This is a genomic window from Burkholderia sp. AU6039 (assembly GCF_002223365.1).
Taxonomy (GTDB): Bacteria; Pseudomonadota; Gammaproteobacteria; order Burkholderiales; family Burkholderiaceae; genus Burkholderia.
Map to the genome: position 1 here is coordinate 785,782 of NZ_NKFK01000003.1, position 16,551 is coordinate 802,332.

At 67.1% G+C, this 16,551-nt stretch carries 16 protein-coding genes; 7 read left to right on the forward strand and 9 right to left on the reverse strand.

All coding sequences use genetic code 11. The features are described from left to right. Positions 1–31: 31 nt before the first annotated feature. From CFB39_RS06340 to CFB39_RS06365, 6 genes are read right to left on the reverse strand one after another with little or no spacing between them, the layout of a single operon-like run. Positions 32–1,081, reverse strand: coding sequence for a dipeptide epimerase (locus tag CFB39_RS06340; protein WP_089472470.1), 1,050 nt, complete (start codon positions 1,079–1,081; stop codon positions 32–34). Continuing rightward, positions 1,074–2,435 (reverse strand): MFS transporter, encoded by a 1,362-nt coding sequence (locus tag CFB39_RS06345; protein ID WP_089472471.1) that lies wholly within the window; start codon positions 2,433–2,435, stop codon positions 1,074–1,076. The genes CFB39_RS06340 and CFB39_RS06345 overlap by 8 nt, the downstream gene beginning before the upstream one ends. Positions 2,436–2,459: 24 nt before the next feature. Then, positions 2,460–2,888: a biopolymer transporter ExbD gene (locus tag CFB39_RS06350; RefSeq protein ID WP_089472472.1), complete on the reverse strand. Its 429-nt coding sequence runs from the start codon at positions 2,886–2,888 to the stop codon at positions 2,460–2,462. A gap of 28 nt (positions 2,889–2,916) precedes the next feature. Beyond that, entirely contained in the window at positions 2,917–3,348 is a 432-nt protein-coding gene (locus CFB39_RS06355; RefSeq protein WP_089472473.1) for a biopolymer transporter ExbD, read from the reverse strand. A gap of 3 nt (positions 3,349–3,351) precedes the next feature. Next, positions 3,352–4,140, reverse strand: coding sequence for a MotA/TolQ/ExbB proton channel family protein (locus tag CFB39_RS06360; RefSeq protein WP_089472474.1), 789 nt, complete (start codon positions 4,138–4,140; stop codon positions 3,352–3,354). Positions 4,141–4,196: 56 nt separating this feature from the next. Further along, the gene (locus tag CFB39_RS06365; RefSeq protein ID WP_089472475.1) at positions 4,197–4,835 is read right to left on the reverse strand and encodes an energy transducer TonB; all 639 of its coding nucleotides are present in this window, start codon (positions 4,833–4,835) and stop codon (positions 4,197–4,199) included. Positions 4,836–5,207: 372 nt separating this feature from the next. Between CFB39_RS06365 and CFB39_RS06370 the strand changes: the two genes are divergently transcribed. Continuing rightward, positions 5,208–5,918 carry a response regulator gene (locus tag CFB39_RS06370; RefSeq protein WP_197523792.1) on the forward strand — a complete coding sequence of 237 codons (711 nt, stop codon included), beginning with the start codon at positions 5,208–5,210 and terminating at the stop codon, positions 5,916–5,918. Between the two features lie 98 nt (positions 5,919–6,016). Here the strand turns inward: CFB39_RS06370 and CFB39_RS06375 are convergent, their stop codons facing one another. Together CFB39_RS06375 and CFB39_RS06380 are read right to left on the reverse strand one after the other, a co-directional pair. Beyond that, complete coding sequence (locus CFB39_RS06375) at positions 6,017–6,232, reverse strand: DinB family protein (RefSeq protein WP_089472476.1); 216 nt, start codon at positions 6,230–6,232, stop codon at positions 6,017–6,019. Further along, positions 6,229–7,203, reverse strand: a complete 975-nt coding sequence (locus tag CFB39_RS06380) for a LysR family transcriptional regulator (protein ID WP_089472477.1) — start codon at positions 7,201–7,203, stop codon at positions 6,229–6,231. Before CFB39_RS06380 ends, CFB39_RS06375 begins: the two co-directional genes overlap by 4 nt. A 147-nt stretch (positions 7,204–7,350) precedes the next feature. Here CFB39_RS06380 and CFB39_RS06385 point away from each other — a divergent pair, with 147 nt between their 5' ends. The 5 genes from CFB39_RS06385 (at position 7,351) to lpdA (ending at position 13,807) form a co-directional block, all read left to right on the forward strand. Beyond that, positions 7,351–8,319 (forward strand): alcohol dehydrogenase catalytic domain-containing protein, encoded by a 969-nt coding sequence (locus CFB39_RS06385; protein WP_256991360.1) that lies wholly within the window; start codon positions 7,351–7,353, stop codon positions 8,317–8,319. Positions 8,320–8,802: 483 nt separating this feature from the next. Continuing rightward, a complete protein-coding gene (locus CFB39_RS06390; protein WP_089472478.1) occupies positions 8,803–10,035 on the forward strand; it encodes a 3-methyl-2-oxobutanoate dehydrogenase (2-methylpropanoyl-transferring) subunit alpha in 1,233 nt (410 codons plus the stop codon). A 2-nt stretch (positions 10,036–10,037) separates the two neighbouring features. Further along, positions 10,038–11,078 (forward strand): alpha-ketoacid dehydrogenase subunit beta, encoded by a 1,041-nt coding sequence (locus tag CFB39_RS06395; RefSeq protein WP_089472479.1) that lies wholly within the window; start codon positions 10,038–10,040, stop codon positions 11,076–11,078. 1 nt (position 11,079) lies between these two features. Next, entirely contained in the window at positions 11,080–12,408 is a 1,329-nt protein-coding gene (locus tag CFB39_RS06400; protein WP_089472480.1) for a dihydrolipoamide acetyltransferase family protein, read from the forward strand. Positions 12,409–12,415: 7 nt separating this feature from the next. Further along, the gene (gene lpdA, locus CFB39_RS06405; protein ID WP_089424949.1) at positions 12,416–13,807 is read left to right on the forward strand and encodes a dihydrolipoyl dehydrogenase; all 1,392 of its coding nucleotides are present in this window, start codon (positions 12,416–12,418) and stop codon (positions 13,805–13,807) included. Between the two features lie 130 nt (positions 13,808–13,937). Here the strand turns inward: lpdA and CFB39_RS06410 are convergent, their stop codons facing one another. After that, complete coding sequence (locus CFB39_RS06410) at positions 13,938–15,299, reverse strand: helix-turn-helix domain-containing protein (RefSeq protein ID WP_089472481.1); 1,362 nt, start codon at positions 15,297–15,299, stop codon at positions 13,938–13,940. Between the two features lie 388 nt (positions 15,300–15,687). Between CFB39_RS06410 and CFB39_RS06415 the strand changes: the two genes are divergently transcribed. Then, positions 15,688–16,539, forward strand: coding sequence for an oxidoreductase (locus tag CFB39_RS06415; RefSeq protein WP_089472482.1), 852 nt, complete (start codon positions 15,688–15,690; stop codon positions 16,537–16,539). Positions 16,540–16,551 lie beyond the last annotated feature (12 nt).

Here is a 16,551-nt window from a genome sequence, read left to right on the forward strand (position 1 = left end):
TGGTGGATGAGTCGGATGTCATGTCGATGGCTCAGCGAGAGGAGGCAGGGGGGCCAGCGTGGCCCCAGACGTTGGACGGGCAGTGCAGCAGGCCGTCGATGTACGCGACACCCGGCTCGCGATCGCGTGCGAGGAAGATCGGTCCGTCGAGATCGACGTGATCGCACAGTTGCCCGAGCAGAAACGCGGGGGCGATCGCCAGCGAGGTGCCTGCCATGCAACCGACCATCACGGACAAGCCCGCTTCGCGTACATGCACGGCGAGATCGAACGCGCGCGTCAGGCCACCGCATTTGTCCAGCTTGAGGTTGACGATGTCGTAGCGGCGCGCGACGGCGGACAGGTCGCCGAGATCCTGAAACGATTCGTCGGCCGCGAGCGGGACCGGACAATCGATTGCTTCGAGACAGGCGTCCGCACCGATCGCAAACGGCTGTTCGAGCATGCCGACATCAAGCTGTTGCAGCACGGGGAGCATCGTGTCGAAGTGCGCGCGCGACCAGCCCTGATTCGCGTCTACGGCGAGCGGTATTTCCGGGCGCACGTCACGGATGGCGAAGAGGCGCGCGGCGTCGGCGGCGCTGCCGTCCAGCTTGACCTTCAGCGCCCGCGCGTGGCGCAATCTCCGCGCGGCACCGGCCATGGCACTCGGCGTATCCACGCCGATCGTCATCGTGGTTCGCAACGGGCGCGGCTCGGAGAGGCCCGCGATGCGCCAGGCAGGCATCGCTTGCCGTTGCGATTCGAGCGCCCACAATGCCGCGTCGACCGCATTGCGTGCGCCGCCGGGCGGCAATACGTCGAGCAACTGCGCGCGCGTGATGCCCGCTTCTATCGATGGTCGGACGCGCTCGATTTGCGCGGCGATGGATTCCGGCGTTTCACCGAGGTAAAAGACCCCGGAGGCTTCGCCGTTGCCGGCGTGGTGCCCGTCGTCGACGGTCACGCTCACGAGGCGAGCGGCGTCGATGACGTGGCCGGCGATATGGAACGGAGCAGCCAACGGCCAACGTTCGATACGCAGCGAGAGTGAGAGCGGGCGGGGTGACATGGGAGCGGAAGGAGGAAGGGAATCACGCATAGCGTTCGATTGCGTCGCGCACACCGCGGCCCGCCGTGCGCATCAACAGGCAGGCGGCAAAGAAGCCGAACGCCGCCACGCAGACGATCGACCACAGCAAGCCCTGGCTGAACGCTTGCAGACGATCCGACATGAACCCGATGAACACGGGGCTGCCGGACTGCACGACGATCGACGTCAGGGCGCCGATCGCCGCCACGCGCGAGCGCAGGTGGGCAGGGCAGATGTTCTGCATGAGGGTGGGAAACAGCACCATGCCCGCGACCATGCAGGCGAGCTGTGCGCCGAAGAGGGCGTAGACCGGCGTCAGCGAACCCACGGCCAGATAGAGGAAGGATAGGCCGCCGGCGACCAGCGCGCCACATTCACACACACGCAATGGCGCGAGCACGCCGAAGCGCGCTCGCATGCGGCCGGCAACGAGTCCGCTGAGCACGCAACCCGCGATGCCGCCGGCCATTGCCGCCACGCCCATGCCGCCGCCGGCTTCAGCCGGTGTCGCGCCGAAGGTTCGCACCGCCACGACCGGCATCCATGTCGCGACACCGCCGAACGACAGGTTGACCAGCCCGATGGCGCCGAAGAACTTGAGCATCATGAGGGCTTCGCGCCGGAAGTAGACCGGTGCGGACGGCAGCGGCGCGGAAGTCCGGTGACGCGCGGTGGCTGCTTCCGTATCGCCGTGCTTGCCGGGGCGAATCAGCAGAATCAGCACGGCCAGCACGGGGGCGGGCAACGCAACGGCAAAGAACGCGAGCCGCCACGGTTCGAGATCGGCGAGTCCCGCCGGCAACACGCCGTGCGCCGCCGCGATGCCGTGCATCAGTGCGCCGCCGAGCGCCATCCCCGCCCCTGATCCCAACAGGTTGGCGAGCGCGAAGATCGCATTGGCGAGCACGCGCTGGCGCGCAGGGAACAGATCGGGAATCAGGCCGTAGATCACCGGCACCAGTCCGGCTTCGCCGATCCCCAGCCCGACGGTGGCGATGAACAACTGCCAGAAGTGGGTGGTCATGCCGCAAATCGCGGTGGCGGCGCTCCAGACGAGGACGCACGCAACCAGCACGACACGGCGGTCCACGCGGTCGGCGACCCAGCCGATCGGCAACGACGCCACGCCGGCGAACAGGGCGATGCCTGCGCCTTGCATCAGGCCGATTTGCGTGTCGGTCAGCCCGAAATCGTGGCGGATGGGTTCCGTCAGCAGGATCAGCATCTGACGGTCGACGAACGCGAAGAACGCCACGACCACGAGAATCGCGAGACCGAACCAGGCGCGTGGCCCGGCCGGTGAATCCGATGGCGGGCTCGAGGCCGCCACGGGGGCGAGCACATCGGGGTTGGAGTCGAACATGAGGGCTCCGTGATGAGAAGGCGGTTACTGCATGAACTGCTCGTTGCCCACGAGCCCGATGCGGTTCGCGCCGAGCCGCTGCGCGGACGCCATGACCATGGCGACGGCGCGGTAAGGCGCCGCCTTGTCGGGCCGCAAATGCAGTTCGGTCGGCGCGGGGTCGACGGCGACGTCGTGCAAGCGCGTTTCCAGTTGCTCGCGCGAACGCAGCGTCTCGCCGTTCCATGCGATGACGCCGTCGGCCGCGATATCGATCTGCACCACCGGCGGTGGCCGCGGTTGCGACGGCGGCGCGCCGGTCGGCATGTCCAGCTTGACCGCGTTCGTCTGGATCGGAATGGTGAGGATCAGCATGATGAGCAGGACCAGCATCACGTCGATGAGCGGCGTGGTGTTGATCTCGATCATCACGTCGGCTTCGTCGGCGTTGCCGGTGGGCATCGTCATGGCCATGTCGGGTCTCCTGGTCGGTATGAAGGGATCATTGGCGCGGCGGCGGTTCGGTGATGAAGTCGACCTTGACGATGCCCGCCCGCTGGCAGGCAGACACGACCCGGCCGATGGCGGCGTAGCGTGCATCGAGGTCGCCGCGGATGTGGACTTCGGGTTGCGGCGACTGCACGGCAACCGCCTTGAGTTTCTCGACGAGCGTGGCGGCATCGGGCACGCGCCGTTCGTCCCAGAACACGTCGCCTTCTTTCGTCACGGCGAGAATCACGTTCTGCGGCGTCGTGTGCAGCGGCTGCACGGCCTCCTTGGGCAGCGTGACCGGCACGGTGTGCGAGACCACCGGAATCGTGATGAGGAAGATGATCAGCAGCACCAGCATCACGTCGACCAGCGGCGTCGTGTTGATGGACGACATGGTCTCGTCGTGCTCGGCGCCGTCGCGGGGGCCTGTGGTCATGGCCATGGCTCACCCCACGCGAGTGAGGGCGGCGGCCTTGGTCGCGGCGGCGGCCCCGGCCGTGGTCGTGCCGGTCAGGATGACGATGTGCAGTTCCGTCGAAAACCCGCGCACGCGCTCCATCACCGCCTTGTTGCGGCGCACGAGCCAGTTGTAGCCGAGCACGGCGGGCACCGCGACGGCCAGGCCGATGGCCGTCATGATCAGCGCCTCGCCGACCGGCCCCGCGACCTTGTCGATGGAGGCCTGGCCCGCGATGCCGATCGCCGTCAGCGCGTGATAGATGCCCCACACCGTGCCGAACAGGCCAATGAACGGCGCGGTCGAACCGACGGTGCCGAGAAACGCGAGGCCGTCCTGCAGGCGGCTCGAGACGGATGTGGTCGCCCGCTCGATGGCGGCCGCGACCCACTGGTTGAGGTCGACCTGTTCGACCAGCGCGCCTTCGTGATGGTCGAACGCCGCGAGACCTGTTTCGGCGATGAAGCGGAACGGGCTGCCGGCGTCCAGTTTTTTCGTGCCTTCGCCGAGACTGCCTGCTTTCCAGAATCCCGCCTCCGCCGCCTTCGCGCGGCGCAGCACGCGCGTTTGCTCGAGCAGTTTCGCGACGATGATGTACCAGCTGCCCATGGACATGACGACCAGGATGAGCAGCGTGCCTCGTGCAATGAAATCCCCGCCTTTCCAGAGCGCATCGAGACCGTAGGGATTCGTCACCGTGTCGGTGGCGGCGTGGGCGGCGCTGGCCGCGAGGAACAGTGCCGTCGCGAGGGCGGCCTTGCGGGTTCGGTTGAGCATGAATGTCTCCTGAAATGCGTTGCCAAGTGGAAAGGGAACGGCTGTCGAGGGCAGCCTCAATCGAGCTTGAAAGAGAAGGGCACCTGCACGCGGACTTCCTCGCCCTGTGCGACGCAGTGGAACTGCCGCACGGCGTTTTCCGCGGCCCGGTCGAGAACGGGCGCGGCCGACCGGGTCACGCTCAGGTCCTTGACGTTGCCGTCGGTGCCGACCACGAACGACACGACGACGTCGCCGGTCAGGTTGTCCTTGAGCGCTTCACGCGGATAGCGAATGGCGGCGCGGACCTGCGTCGAGTTGGGACACACCACGCCGACGCTCGTCGACACCGGCGCCGCAGCGGCGGGCGGCGCGGGCGGCGCGACGGGGGCCGACGGCGCGGGCGTGGTCGACTGCGCGGCGATCGCGTTCGGCGACGGCGGTGCCGCGACGCGCACTTCCGGGGGCGGCACGAACGGCGGCGGGGGCGCGACGTGCTTCGGCGGCGGCGGTGCGATGTGCTTCGGCGGTGGGGGTGGAGGGGGCGGCGGCTTGATCTCTTCGATGATGCGCGTCTCGATCGGCTGACGAATCACGTCCACGACTTTCGTCGCGAGACCGGTGAGCAGTGCGTAGACGATCACCGCATGCAATCCGACCACGAAGGCGATGCCGCCAATGCGCCGGACAGGTGGCTTGGGTTGTGCGTAGTTCATGTCCCGCGTGTCTCCTGCGTCGATATGACTTGGGAGCCACGTTAAAACCCGGGCATTTCTGGTTCATATCGGCTTTGTATCGGCGCTGACACAAAGTCTTTCCGGATGAGCCAAGTCGCGGCGGGAGTCGAGAAGCCAGACGGAGCGGCGAAGTCGGACGATGCCGAGCGGCGTCTCTTCGGGAAAATACCGGGCGGGTTATCCATGACGTGAACGCTCGTCAGGCGTCCCGATTTTTCCGGATGACCTTGTGGGGCAAGGTGCGGGAGCAATTATTTCAACGCTGCAACAATTCGTGCAAAAAGCCCTTATATTGACGGGCAATAATGAGTGAGGCACATCTCACCGCCGCAACATCGGAGACAAGACGCCGTGAACAAAGCGATTCGTATTCTCGTCGTCGACGACGACTCGCAGATTCGCAGCCTGTTGTGCGACTGCCTGGCAGACTTCGGCATGACGACCGCGCAAGCCGGCAGCGGCGCGGAAATGCATCACGCGCTCGGGGAGGGCGGCTTCGATCTCGTGGTGCTCGACCTGATGCTGCCGGACGACGACGGCCTCAATCTCTGCCGCGAGATTCGTGCGACGTCGGAAATCCCGTTGATCATCCTGACCGCGCGCGGCGAGATGACCGACCGGATCGTCGGGCTGGAACTGGGCGCCGACGACTATATCGTCAAGCCGTTCGAGCCGCGCGAACTGGTCGCGCGCATCCAGACGATCCTGCGCCGCGTGCGTGCGCAAACGCAGGGCCGGACGCGGGCGCAGGAGGAAAGCCGCTTCGCCGGATGGCGGCTTCACCAGATCGGCCGCCACCTGATTGCGGCCGACAACACGGTCATTCCGTTGTCGAACGCGGAATTTCGCCTGCTCAATGCGTTTCTCGCCGCGCCGGGGCGCGTACTCAGCCGCGAATACCTGATGGATACCGCGCGCGGCAAGTCGATCGACACGTTCGACCGCAGCATCGACGTGCAGATATCACGCTTGCGTCAGAAGTTGCGCGAGGACATCAAGGAGCCGCGCCTGATTCGCACGATTCGCGGGGAAGGGTACATGCTGGATGTCGGTCATCGTTAGGTATGCGTGCGGCTGATTGCAGCCGTTCGTCGGCATGCGATGCGAGCGGGGCGGCATGGCGCGGCGCGCCGGGCTGTTCTCATGCGCCGCCGCCGTCATCATCGACTCAAGTAGACCGGCAGGTCGGTCTCCGGTGGCGTCACACCCAGTTCGAACAGCATCTGGCATACCCAGCCACGGTGGTACGTCTTGTGGTTGTACAGATGCAGGAGCATCGCGCCACGCGCCATCTGCGCTGCGCGACCGGAAACGAATTCGAACGACACCGTTTCGGCAAGGCTCGCGGCATCCTGCCCGTCGACCCAATCGGTCAGTCGCTCGCGGGTTTCCTGCCTTTACGGCGTCGTGCCGGTTGCGAAGGCGCTCGACTGGTATCGGGCGATTGAATCCGCAACCTGTCGATCAACGCCCGCAGCCCGCCCGAAACATGGCGATGACCGGGGTAATACAGGCACAGCCCCGGCATGACTGGGCACCAGTCTGCCAGCACGCGTTCGAGACGCCCATCGGCCAGCGCATCGTGAACGAGATGGTCGGGCACGAAGGCGATCCCGATCCCGTCGATCGCGGCGTCGACCATCAACGGCTGGTCGGTCAGCGTGAGCGGGCCGCTGACGTTCACCGTTTCGACGACACCGCGGCGCTCGAACTCCCAGCGGTAGAGCGCACCGCTATCGAAGCGAAAGCGGATGCAGTCGTGCCGGTCCAGATCCTGCGGCACGTCGGGGCGGCCGCGCGCGGCGAAATAGGCCGGCGACGCGACGGCGGCGAACCGCACTGGATCGGATACACGCACCGCGATCATGTCCTGCGGCACGGCTTCGGCCAGCCGGATCCCCGCGTCGAAGCCGCCGGCGACGATGTCGCCGAGCTTGCCGTCGGTCACGATGTCGAGGTGGACCTGCGGGTAGTCGCGCAGGAAGCGCGCGAGCACCGGCTTGAGCACGAGGCGGATCGCCCCTTCGCTGGCGTTGATGCGTACGGTGCCGCTGGGCGTGTCGCGCATCCCGTCGACTGCGAGCATCGCCTCCGCGACCGAAGAAATCGCCGGGCGGAGCTTGTCGGCGAGCCGCTCGCCGGCGTCCGTCAGCGACACGCTGCGCGTGGTGCGATTGAACAGGCGAACGCCCAGGCGCTGCTCGAGGCTCTTGATCGAATGACTGATCGCCGACGGCGTGACGTCGAGCTCGACCGATGCCGTGCGGAAGCTGAGGTGCGTGGCCGCCGCGAGGAACACATTGAGCGAGAAGAGATCGCCGCTTTTCAATTGGTGAGCTGGTTTCATCGTGGCGTAAAGATTGGCGAGATTGTCATGATAATGCGCCTTTTCTAGACTAGGTCCTGCGTTCGGTTGAACAAGGAGCAGGCAATGAAGATGAAGGCGATCGTGATGACGGGGGCCAACCGGCCCTGGGAAGTGCAGGAAGTGCCGATGCCGGTAGCCGGGCCGGGGCAGGTGCTGGTGAAGGTGCATGCGTCCGGGATGTGCTACACCGACGTGTGGGCCACGCAGGGCTACGGTGGCGACATCTATCCGCAGACACCGGGCCACGAGGTGGTCGGCGAAATCGTCGACGTGGGCGCGGGCGTGCAGGCGCGCCGGGTGGGCGACCGGATCGGCACGACGTGGGTGCAGTCCGCGTGCGGGCGCTGCCCGTACTGCCGCGAACATCGCCCGCTTTCCGGCCAGACGGCCGTGAACTGCGATGCGCCGCGGACCACCGGGTTCGCATCGCAGGGCGGCCATGCGGAGTACATCGCCGTCGCGGCCGAGGGCACGGTGCTGTTGCCCGACGGGCTGGCCTATGTCGATGCCGCGCCGATGATGTGCGCGGGCTACACGACGTGGAGCGGCTTGCGCGATGCGGCCCCGCAACCGCACGAGAAGGTGGCCGTGCTCGGCATCGGCGGGCTGGGGCACGTGGCGCTGCAGCTGTCCCGCGCGTGCGGCTTCGAGACCATCGCGATCACGCATTCGGCCGACAAGCGCGATCTCGCGATCGGGCTGGGCGCGGACCGGGTCGTCGCGAACGGTGCGGAACTGCGCGATCTGGGCGGCGCGGATGTCCTGCTGGTCACGACCAACGAGTTCAGTACTGCAGAGGAAGCGATGACTGGCGTGCGGGTCGACGGCCGGGTGATCCTGTGCGGGCTCGACTTCAGCAAGCCGTTCTCGATCGCGTCGCAGCGCAAGCCGTTTCACATGATGCGCCAGCAGGTCATCGGCTCCACGCATGGCGGCTTGCGCTACCTGAGCGAGGTGCTGGACCTCGCCGCCAAAGGCAAGGTCAAGCCGATCGTCGAGACGTTCTCGCTGGACCAGGCGACCGACGCCTATGACCGCCTCGCGTCCGGGAAGATGCGCTTTCGCGGCGTGTTCACGCCCGCGCAAAACCACTGACGCTCGAGCGTGCCGGGGGATGCGGGGGACGTATCTCCCGGCACGCGAGCGGGGCTGGCTCGCCGCGCTTCGCATTCGCGCAGTGATCGAATTGGCCACACCGATCGGCGGCGTTCGTCCGCGATCGCCGTTCCCCTGACATCGACTGCCGCCCGATCGGGCGCGGCGTGGCGATGTTGTCCGGCGCATCCGGTCCTCGCCCGGCATCGGTCGTAGCGACATCCGCGATTTCCCGTCAGGCCCTGCTTTGCGCCGGCACGGCGACGCCGGCCCACCGGCCCATGCCCGCCCGGCGGCCCTCCCGCACCCGACATGGCAAATCTGCTCACCGCAATCGAGCGGCTTGGGCATCGACGTCCGCCGCCGCAAGGCATAGATTTCCAAGGTTGACGTGCCTATCCGCACGCCAGCTCGCGCGCAGGCCGGCAACCGGTCGCGCGTTCCCAATCAGCGTGAGACACAATCGAGCGTGGAGACGACACGATGAGCCTGTCAGAGCCATTGCGTCTGCATGTGCCGGAGCCCACCGGGCGCCCGGGCTGCAAGACGGACTTTTCCTATCTGCATCTATCGCCGGCCGGCGCCGTTCGCCGGCCGCCGATCGACGTTGCCGCGGCGGACACCGCCGATCTCGCCCGCAGCCTCGTGCGCGTGCTCGACGACAGCGGCAAGGCCGTCGGCCCGTGGGCACCGGATCTCGACGATGCGCGGCTGGTCGCCGGCCTGCGCGCGATGCTCAAGACCCGCATTTTCGACGCGCGCATGATGATCGCGCAGCGTCAGAAGAAAATCTCCTTCTACATGTTGAGCCTCGGCGAAGAGGCGATCGGCACCGCGCACACGATGGCGCTGCGCGACGGCGACATGTGCTTCCCGACCTACCGGCAGCAGAGCATCCTGATCACGCGCGACGTCCCGCTCGAACGGATGATCTGCCAGCTGATGTCGAACGAAGGCGACCCGCTGAAAGGCCGCCAGCTCCCCGTGATGTACTCGGATCGCGACGCGGGCTTCTTCTCCATCTCCGGCAACCTCGCGACGCAGTTCATCCAGGCGGTCGGCTGGGCGATGGCGTCGGCGATCAAGGGCGACACGAAGATCGCGTCCGCGTGGATCGGTGACGGCGCGACGGCCGAATCCGACTTCCATACCGCGCTCACGTTCGCGCACGTGTACCGCGCGCCGGTCGTGCTGAACGTCGTCAACAACCAGTGGGCGATCTCGACGTTCCAGGCGATCGCGGGCGGCGAAGGCACGACCTTCGCCGGGCGCGGCGTCGGCTGCGGGATCGCGTCGCTGCGCGTCGACGGCAACGACTTCCTCGCGATCTACGCGGCGTCGAGCTGGGCGGCCGAACGCGCGCGCCGCAATCTCGGCCCGACGCTGATCGAGTGGGTGACCTACCGTGCGGGCGCGCATTCGACGTCCGACGACCCGACCAAGTACCGGCCGAGCGACGACTGGTCCCATTTCCCGCTCGGCGATCCGATCGAACGCTTCAAGCGCCACCTGATCGTCAAGGGCATCTGGTCCGACAGCGCGCACGAAGCGTTGACGGCCGAGCTCGAGGCCGAGGTGATCGCCGCGCAGAAGGAAGCGGAGAAATTCGGCACGCTGGCCGACGACCGGATTCCGTCGCCGGCGTCGATGTTCGACGACGTGTACAAGGAGCTGCCCGCGCACCTGCGCCGTCAGCGCCAGGAACTGGGAGCGTGATCATGGCGCAACACGAGACAGGCACGGCAACGCAGCCGATGACGATGATCCAGGCGCTGCGCTCGGCGATGGACGTGATGCTCGGGCGCGACAGCAACGTGGTCGTGTTCGGGCAGGACGTCGGTTATTTCGGCGGCGTGTTCCGCTGTACCGAAGGACTGCAGAACAAATACGGCAAGTCGCGCGTGTTCGACGCGCCGATCTCCGAAAGCGGGATCGTCGGCGCGGCGGTGGGGATGGGCGCATACGGGCTGCGCCCGGTGTGCGAGATCCAGTTCGCCGACTATTTCTACCCGGCGTCCGACCAGATCGTGTCGGAAGGTGCGCGGCTGCGCTATCGCTCGGCCGGCCAGTTCATCGCGCCGATGACGATCCGCATGCCCTGCGGCGGCGGCATCTACGGCGGCCAGACGCACAGCCAGAGCCCGGAGGCGATGTTCACGCAGGTGTGCGGGCTGCGCACGGTGATGCCGTCGAATCCGTACGACGCGAAGGGGCTGCTGATCGCCTCGATCGAGAACGACGATCCGGTGATCTTCCTCGAGCCGAAACGGCTGTACAACGGGCCGTTCGACGGCCATCACGACCGGCCGGTCACGTCGTGGCTCAAGCATCCGGCCAGCGCGGTGCCCGAAGGCTACTACACGGTGCCGCTCGATACGGCCGCCGTGGTGCGGCCAGGCAACGACGTGACGGTGCTGACCTACGGCACGACGGTGCACGTGTCGCTCGCCGCGGCCGAGGAGACGGGCATCGACGCGGAGGTGATCGACCTGCGCACGCTGTGGCCGCTCGACCTCGACACGATCGTCGCGTCGGTGCGCAAGACCGGGCGCTGCGTCGTGGTGCACGAGGCGACGCGCACCTGCGGTTACGGTGCGGAACTGGTGTCGCTGGTCCAGGAACATTGCTTCTACCACCTCGAGGCACCGGTCGAGCGCACGACGGGCTGGGATACGCCGTATCCGCATGCGCAGGAGTGGGCGTACTTTCCGGGCCCGGCCCGGGTCGGTGAAGCGTTGCGACGCGTGATGGAGGCGTGAGATGGGGATTCATGTCATCAAGATGCCGGATATCGGCGAAGGGATTGCCGAGGTCGAGCTGGTGGCCTGGCACGTGGAAGTCGGGCAGACGATCAAGGAAGACCAGCCGCTCGCCGATGTGATGACCGACAAGGCGGCGGTCGAGATTCCGTCGCCGGTGACGGGCAAGGTGATCGAGCTCGGCGGCCGGATCGGCGAGATGATGGCGGTCGGCAGCGAGCTGATTCGCCTCGAGGTCGAAGGCGACGGCAACCTGAAGGCCGGCGCACCGGTGCGGGAATCAAAGGTAGCAACCGCACCGGTCGCTTCGGCGCCGTCGAAGTCGGTGGTCGAGGCGCCGGCCGAATCGTCCGCCAAGCCGGCGGCGAAGCACGCACCGGCGGAGCCGCGTCGTGCGAAGCATGCTGGGCACGCGGAGAAAGCGGAGCCGCCGCGCGCGGCGCTCGCGCCGGGCGAACGGCCGCTCGCGTCGCCGGCCGTGCGCCAGCGCGCATGGGACATGGGCATCGAGCTGCGCTATGTGCGCGGCACCGGTGAAGCAGGGCGTATCCTGCACGCGGACCTCGATGCGTATGCGGGCACCGGCAGCGGTGCGGCGCGTGGTTCGCACGCGCAGGGCTACGCCGAACGCAACGACGAAACCGACGTGCCGGTGATCGGCCTGCGGCGCGCGATCGCGCGCAAGATGCAGGAAGCGAAGCGCCGCATTCCGCACTTCAGCTACGTCGAGGAGATCGACGTCACCGAGCTCGAATCGTTGCGCACGGAACTGAATCGCCGCCACGGCGACACGCGCGGCAAGCTCACGCCGCTGCCGCTGCTGATCCGCGCGATGGTGATCGCGTTGCGCGACTTCCCGCAGATCAACGCGCGTTTCGACGACGAAGCGGGTGTCGTCACGCGCTACGGCGCGGTGCACATGGGCGTCGCGACACAGACGGACGGCGGCCTCACGGTGCCCGTGCTGCGTCATGCGGAAGCGCGCGACGTGTGGTCGATTTCCGCCGAGATCGCGCGGCTTGCCGACGCAGTGCGCGCGAACCGCGCGCAGCGCGACGAGCTGAGCGGCTCGACGATCACGATCTCGAGCCTCGGCGCGCTCGGCGGCATCGTGTCGACACCGGTCATCAATCATCCCGAAGTGGGCATCGTCGGCGTGAACCGCATCGTCGAGCGGCCGATGATCCGCGACGGCGCGGTCGTCGCGCGCAAGATGATGAACCTGTCGTCGTCGTTCGACCATCGCGTCGTCGATGGCGCGGATGCGGCCGAATTCATCCAGGCCGTGCGCGCGGTGCTCGAGCGCCCGGCACTGCTGTTCGTGGAGTGATCACGCAATGAAGAACGAACACACCACGCTGCTCGTGATCGGCGGCGGCCCGGGCGGCTACGTCGCCGCGATTCGCGCCGGCCAGCTCGGCATTCCGACCGTGCTCGTCGAGCGCGACCGGCTCGGCGGCACGTGCCTGAACATCGGCTGTATTCCGTCGAAGGCGCTGATCCACGTGGCCGATGCATTCGAACAGGCCCGCGGCCACGCGGGCGAGGGCGCACTCGGGATCCGCGTGCGCACGCCCGAGATCGACATCGCGAAAAGCGTCGCCTGGAAGGACGGCATCGTCGACCGGCTGACGCGCGGGGTCGGCGCGCTGCTCAAGAAGAACGGCGTGCGCGTGCTGCACGGCGATGCGCAGGTGGTCGACGGCAAGACCGTCGACGTCGTCGGCGGCGGCCATACGACGCGCATCAGCTGCGAGCACCTGTTGCTCGCGACCGGCTCCGAGCCGGTCGCGCTGCCGTCGATGCCGTTCGGCGGGCATGTCGTGTCGTCCACCGAGGCGCTGTCGCCCGAGACGTTGCCGAAGCGGCTGGTCGTCGTCGGCGCCGGGTATATCGGGCTCGAACTCGGGATCGTCTATCGCAAGCTCGGCGTCGACGTGAGCGTGGTCGAAGCGGCGGAGCGCGTGTTGCCCGCGTACGATGCCGAACTCGCGCGGCCGGTTGCCGATTCGCTCGCGCGGCTGGGCGTGCGGCTGTTGCTCGGCCACAAGGTGCTCGGGCTCGCGGAGCACGGCGCGGTGCGCGTGCAGGCCGCCGATGGCGCGGAGCAGACGCTGCAGGCCGACCGCGTGCTGGTGGCGGTGGGCCGCCGGCCGCGCGTCGACGGCTTCGGGCTCGAGTCGCTGCCGCTCGATCGCAACGGCCGCGCGCTGTGGATCGACGACGAGTGCCGGACGTCGATGCGCAACGTCTGGGCGATCGGCGACGTCGCCGGCGAGCCGATGCTCGCGCATCGCGCGATGGCGCAGGGCGAGATGGTGGCCGAGCTGATCGCCGGCAAGCGCCGCAAGTTCGTGCCCGCATCGATCCCGGCCGTGTGCTTCACCGATCCGGAGATCGTCACGGCCGGCTGGTCGCCGGACGACGCGCGGGCGGCCGATGTCGACTGCGTGAGCGCGTCGTTCCCGTTCGCGGCGAACGGGCGCGCGATGACGCTGCAGGCGACCGACGGCTTCGTGCGTGTCGTCGCGCGGCGCGACAACCACCTGATCGTCGGTTGGCAGGCGGTCGGGCGCGGCGTGTCGGAGCTGGCTGCCGCGTTCTCGCAGTCGCTGGAGATGGGCGCGCGGCTGGAGGATATCGGCGGCACGATCCATGCGCACCCGACGCTCGGCGAAGCGCTGCAGGAGGCCGCGCTGCGTGCGCTTGGGCACGCGGTGCATGTGTGACGGGCGAGCCTCCTGAAAAAGCGCCGCGGATGCGCAACGCGCGTATCCGCGGCGATATTTACGACAGGTAGACGGCAGACACGTTCATTCGATATCCGGCACGCTGCGATGCCGGTGCTCCGGGTTTCGCCTAGTCCTCCGGATCGTATTGACCGTCGTCCGTCCTGCTGCGGCCGGCGGATGCCGCCCGCATCCTCAATTCCCGCGGCGTTACGCCGAAGTGCCGCCGAATCGCGGTCGACAGGTAGCTTTGCGTGCCGAATCCGCAGTCCAGTGCGATCGACAGGATGCTGTCCGACGTATGTTCGAGCAGCAGGCGTGCGCGTTCCAGCCGCCGCTCGATGATGTATTGCGCCGGCGTGCGGGAAAACTGCATCCTGAATGCGTCGATCGTCGCGCGCTCGCTCATGCCAACCAGTCGGCAGAGGTCGGCCGTGTCGATACGGCTTTCCAGCGACGCATCGATGAACCGGTTGATCGTCTGTGCGCACAGCGGCGCGCTGGCGGCGTCGGCTGTCAACGGCTGATCGGCGGCGTGCGGGTTTCGCCGGTAGGTGGCGCCGGGCGGTTCGCCGAAGCGACGGTAGTACTCCCGAATGAAGCGCGCCGTGATCGAGAATCCATGCGCATGCAACGTCGCATCGAAATCCGGCCCGTCGCCTCGCGCGAGCGCGCGGTTCACGTGGCGAAAGCGCGCTTCGTTGCGCAGCTCGGTCGATGACCGGCCTGTCAGGCGGCGGATGCCGTGCTCCAGCGCCTCGGTCGCGCAGCCGAGCACGTGCGCGATCGCGCCGAGCGTTTTCCACCGCAGCGGCGCGTCCTCGAGCATGTGGATTGCCATGCGAGTCTGGTGTTCGGGCGTGCAATGGTCGCGGTCGAACAGTGCGCCGTGGTTGTTCGCGTGGCCGGCCACCATGATCTTCAGCATGTGTTCGAGCAACGCGTCGACGGCGACGCCGGGAATGGGCGACATCCTGATCATCCGGCGCAGGCAACCGGCCGCGGCATTCCATTGCATCCGCAGCTCGGGCGAGACCGGTGTCAGCCCGAACTCGACCGGCTCGAGCCCCGGCCGGCCAATCCATTGTGCGAGAAAGCGGTTGACCCGGTCCGCATCGATGATGACCGACAGATGGCCGAATCCGTCGCCACCCGTCGTGCAGAACGAGTGGCCAGTCGACGAAATCGGCATGACGTCACCCGTCGTGCAGGCCGCATCGTCACCGTTGCTTTCGTAACGAGCGTGGCCACGACGGCAGGACAGGAACAGGTAGTTCGGACGCGCATCGTTCGAGCGGAAGTGAAAAGGCATCAGGTAGTCGACGTCGTAGACGCCGATGCCGTTCCATTCATGTCCCGTCATGCTGACATTCCGACGAACCGCGTGCTGCGCCGTGAACTGGTTGTCGGCATAGATCGTGCCGATGAAATCGGACACTTCGTCGGGGTCGTCGCTGCGAAACCGGTGCGTCCTGTGAAGCGGGTCGCTCATGCTGGTTTCCACTCCGAACGGATGCCGGCGCGACTCGATGCCGGCGGCGGTGTGACGGGACGCACGCAACCGGCGTGCGTGCCCACTATTGCACCTTGCCGGCGCACCGTGCGTCAAGAATTGTCAAACGGGCGGCTGCACGCGGAAGGCCCGTGTTGTCTGATGAAACACCGCGCGGCAACGTCGATGTGTCCGCTCGGCCGGCTTCCGGATTTTCATTTTTCCGGTACGCATTCTTGAAAGAACCGGCACGGTCGGAACGCTAATATGGTTGAACCGATTGTTAGTCAATCGTGGATAGTGCATCTCGACGCGCCCCGTTCATTCGCGCCATCGGCTCGACTACACTCGATCCATCCCAATACTCTCAGTGATCCGGAGTTTTCGAATGAACACAGCATCGATGGCAGACAAGGTCGTATTGATCACTGGCGTCTCGTCCGGTCTCGGTCGCGAACTGGCGCAACGGCTGCTCGCAGAAGGTGCGCGGGTCGCGGGCACCGTACGCGGCGCGGAGCAGGTCGCCGAATTCGAACGGCTTGCGCCCGGGCGTGCGCTCGGTGTCCTGATGGACATCACGCAGCCCGACACGGTAGCGGCGGGCGTGCAGCGTGTGATCGAGCAGTTCGGCCGGATCGACGTGCTCGCCAACAATGCTGGCGTCGGCACGGTCGGCGCGGTCGAAGAGACGACCGAAGCCGATGCGCAGCAGATCTTCGACGTGAATTTTTTCGGCGGGTTGCGCCTGATCCATGCGGTCTTGCCCACCATGCGCCGCCAGCGCTCGGGGCACATCGTGCAGTTCTCGTCGATCGCCGGGTTCGCGGGCTACCCGGGGCTGGGCGTGTACGCCGCGGCCAAGGCCGCGACCGGCGTGCTCGGCGAGGCGTTGGCCGGCGAGCTCGCACCGCTCGGCATTCATGTGACGGTGCTGACGATCGGCATTTTCGAAACCCAGTTCGCCGGACGTTCGCTGGCGTATACGTCGAACCGGATCGACGACTACGCGGACACGCCGGCCGGCCGGTTCCGCGGATTCATCGGCCAACTGCAAGGCAAGCAGCCCAATGTGCCGGAAAAGGGCGCACAGGCGATCGTCGATATCCTCAAGGCGGAGAAGCCGCCGGTCCATCTCGCGCTCGGTGCCGATGCGGTGGGAACGATGCTCGGCCGAGCCGAATCGATCGAGCGTGATATCCGCGCATGGGAAACCGTGTCGCGATCGACTCAGCGCGACTGAGCGGGTATCCGG

Excerpts from the sequence above, each read along its gene's own strand:
- CFB39_RS06340 (WP_089472470.1), bottom strand. The coding sequence starts at position 1,081 with ATGCGTGATTCCCTTCCTCCTTCCGCTCCCATGTCACCCCGCCCGCTC.
- CFB39_RS06345 (WP_089472471.1), bottom strand. The coding sequence starts at position 2,435 with ATGTTCGACTCCAACCCCGATGTGCTCGCCCCCGTGGCGGCCTCGAGC.
- CFB39_RS06350 (WP_089472472.1), bottom strand. The coding sequence starts at position 2,888 with ATGGCCATGACGATGCCCACCGGCAACGCCGACGAAGCCGACGTGATG.
- CFB39_RS06355 (WP_089472473.1), bottom strand. The coding sequence starts at position 3,348 with ATGGCCATGACCACAGGCCCCCGCGACGGCGCCGAGCACGACGAGACC.
- CFB39_RS06360 (WP_089472474.1), bottom strand. The coding sequence starts at position 4,140 with ATGCTCAACCGAACCCGCAAGGCCGCCCTCGCGACGGCACTGTTCCTC.
- CFB39_RS06365 (WP_089472475.1), bottom strand. The coding sequence starts at position 4,835 with ATGAACTACGCACAACCCAAGCCACCTGTCCGGCGCATTGGCGGCATC.
- CFB39_RS06380 (WP_089472477.1), bottom strand. The coding sequence starts at position 7,203 with ATGAAACCAGCTCACCAATTGAAAAGCGGCGATCTCTTCTCGCTCAAT.
- CFB39_RS06385 (WP_256991360.1), top strand. The coding sequence starts at position 7,351 with ATGCCGGTAGCCGGGCCGGGGCAGGTGCTGGTGAAGGTGCATGCGTCC.
- CFB39_RS06390 (WP_089472478.1), top strand. The coding sequence starts at position 8,803 with ATGAGCCTGTCAGAGCCATTGCGTCTGCATGTGCCGGAGCCCACCGGG.
- CFB39_RS06395 (WP_089472479.1), top strand. The coding sequence starts at position 10,038 with ATGGCGCAACACGAGACAGGCACGGCAACGCAGCCGATGACGATGATC.
- CFB39_RS06400 (WP_089472480.1), top strand. The coding sequence starts at position 11,080 with ATGGGGATTCATGTCATCAAGATGCCGGATATCGGCGAAGGGATTGCC.
- lpdA (WP_089424949.1), top strand. The coding sequence starts at position 12,416 with ATGAAGAACGAACACACCACGCTGCTCGTGATCGGCGGCGGCCCGGGC.
- CFB39_RS06410 (WP_089472481.1), bottom strand. The coding sequence starts at position 15,299 with ATGAGCGACCCGCTTCACAGGACGCACCGGTTTCGCAGCGACGACCCC.
- CFB39_RS06415 (WP_089472482.1), top strand. The coding sequence starts at position 15,688 with ATGAACACAGCATCGATGGCAGACAAGGTCGTATTGATCACTGGCGTC.